Raw genomic sequence first — 2606 nt, 5'->3', positions numbered from 1 at the left:
TGCGATCTGGTCCCATCGATCCGAAAGTCCCGGACAGCCTGAGTGGCCGGGTGCATGCTTGCTGGATCAATCCGAACGCACAGCCGCAAGCCGGAGCGCCGCAGGCGGGCGCCGGCCGCCGCTACGCCTCCGGCCAATCAGCAGCAGCCCGCCCCCGCGCCGACGCCCGCCCCGGCCAAATAGCCGGGCGCGGAACGTTCCGGAGCAATTGCGATTGTAGCTGCTGGCGCCCTCAATTCGCCATTCAGCCGATCGATTAGTACGTGGACGCGCCGGCACTCGGCGCGTCGCCTTGGTCGGGCCTCGGGGACGGGTCCGCTTCCGAGCCACGATGGCCCCGGATGGTTTTGTCGCGATGCGTGCCGTCGTCGCCGCTCTTGTGTTCGTCACCGCCGTTCATGCCGGCCTCTGGGGCCTCCTCCGCGAAAAGCAGCAGGCGCCCGACTTCACCGGCATCCTGCCCAGCGTCTCCTACGCGCCGTTCGACGGCTCGGCTCACCCCGACGTCGACAACATCCCGACGGTCGAGCGCATCCGCTCCGATCTGAAAACGCTGGCGCCGATGACCCGCGCCATCCGTCTGTATTCGTCGACGGGCGGTGTCGAGCTGGTGCCGCCTGTCGCCAACGAGGTCGGCCTCAAGGTCATGGTCGGCGCCTGGATCGACAAACACGTCGACCGCAACGAGCGGGAGCTCCAGGCGGCCGTCGATCTCGCCAAGCACAATTCCAACGTCAACGGCATCGTGGTCGGCAACGAAACCATCTACCGCGCCGACCAGAAGGTCGAGGACCTCATCAAGCTCATCCAGCGGGTGAAGAGTCAGGTCAACGTACCTGTGACGACCGGTGAAATTTGGAACATCTGGCTCGAGCATCCCGAGCTCGCCTCATCGGTCGACTTCATCGCCGCGCACATTCTGCCGTACTGGGAAGGTTTCTCGTCCAAGCAGGCCGTCGACCAGGCGCTGATCATCTATCAGAAGCTGCGCGACGCCTTCCCGGGCAAGCGCATCGTCATCGCCGAATTCGGCTGGCCGAGCGCCGGCTACAATCTCAAGGCCGCCGTCCCTGGTCCGTTCGAACAGGCGGTGACGCTGCGCAATTTCGTCTCGCGCGCCGAAGCGATCGGGATGGAATACAACATCGTCGAAGCCATCGATCAGCCATGGAAGTTCTTCGAAGGCGGCGTCGGTCCTTACTGGGGCATTCTCAACGCCTCGCGTGAGCCCAAATTCGCCTGGACCGGCCCCGTGGTCGACCCGGCCTATTGGAAGCTCGCCGGCATTGCGCTCCTGGTCGGCATCCTGCTGTCGCTCCCCATTCTACAGATCGCCGGCGCGACCTTCCCACAGGCCATGCTGCTTTCAGCCGCCGCAAACGGCGTCGGCGCCTGGGTGGCCAATATCTTCGCCTATTGGAACGGGCACTATTTCGTCTTCGGCTCGGCCTTCGCCCTCACCCTCGGCATGATCCTGCTGACGCCGCTGGTGGTGATCGCATTGGCACGCGTGGAGGAGATCGCCGCGGTGGCCTTCGGCCACAAACCGCGCCGACTGATCAACCGCGCTTTGACCAAGTCGCAGGAAGCTACTCGTAGCCGCGCGCTCGCGGCCGGCAAGCCTGTGACCTACCCCAAGGTGTCGATTCACGTCCCCGCCTATTTCGAACCGCCGGAGATGCTGAAGCAGACGCTCGACGCGCTGGCGCGGCTGGACTACCCAAATTTCGAAGTCGTGGTGATCATCAACAACACGCCCGACCCGGCCTTCACCCAGCCGATCCAGGACCACTGCCGCGAGCTCGGCGAGCGCTTCAAGTTCATCAACGCCGAGAAGGTCAAAGGCTTCAAGGCCGGCGCGCTGCGCATCGCGATGGAGCGCACCGCCGCCGATGCCGAGATCATCGGCATCATCGACGCCGACTATGTGGTGACGCCGGACTGGCTGAAGGACCTTGTCCCGGCTTTCGACGACCCGAGGGTCGGCCTGGTGCAGGCGCCGCAGGAGCATCGCGACGGCGACCTGTCGCTGATGCACTACATCATGAATGGCGAATATGCCGGGTTCTTCGATATCGGCATGGTTCAGCGCAACGAATACAACGCCATCATTGTCCACGGCACGATGTGCCTGATACGACGCGCCGCGATGGACATGGCCGGCGGCTGGTCGAGCGACACCATCTGCGAGGATTCCGATCTCGGCCTCGAGATCATGGAGCACGGCTGGCTCACCCACTACAGCAACACCCGCTACGGCTACGGCCTGCTGCCCGACACTTACGAGGCGTTCAAGAAGCAGCGCCATCGCTGGGCGTTCGGCGGCTTCCAGATCATCAAGAAGCACTGGCGCCGCTTCCTGCCCGGCGCCAGCCGGCTCTCCGGCGACCAGAAGCGCGAATATGCGCTGGGTTGGCTGAACTGGCTCGGGGCCGAGAGCCTCGGCGTCGTCGTGGCGATCCTCAACCTCGTCTGGGTGCCGATCGTCGCCTTCGCCGACATCGCCATCCCGGACAAGATCCTGACGCTGCCGATCATCGCCTCGTTCATCGTGTCGCTCAGTCACTTCGTGTCGATGTATCGGCTGCGGGTGCACGGAAGGCCGG

At 64.5% G+C, this 2606-nt stretch carries 1 protein-coding gene; it reads left to right on the top strand.

Features of this window, described 5'->3' with window-relative positions:
- Positions 1-355 precede the first annotated feature (355 nt).
- Positions 356-2606, top strand: a 2251-nt coding sequence (locus I5M_RS13870) for a glycosyltransferase (RefSeq protein WP_022721943.1), incomplete at its 3' end; no start/stop codon positions are given.

The organism is Rhodopseudomonas sp. B29 (assembly GCF_000333455.1).
Taxonomy (GTDB): domain Bacteria; phylum Pseudomonadota; class Alphaproteobacteria; order Rhizobiales; family Xanthobacteraceae; genus Rhodopseudomonas.
The sequence above is the reverse complement of the archived record's forward strand: the minus strand, read 5'-3'. Positions and strand labels throughout refer to the sequence as shown.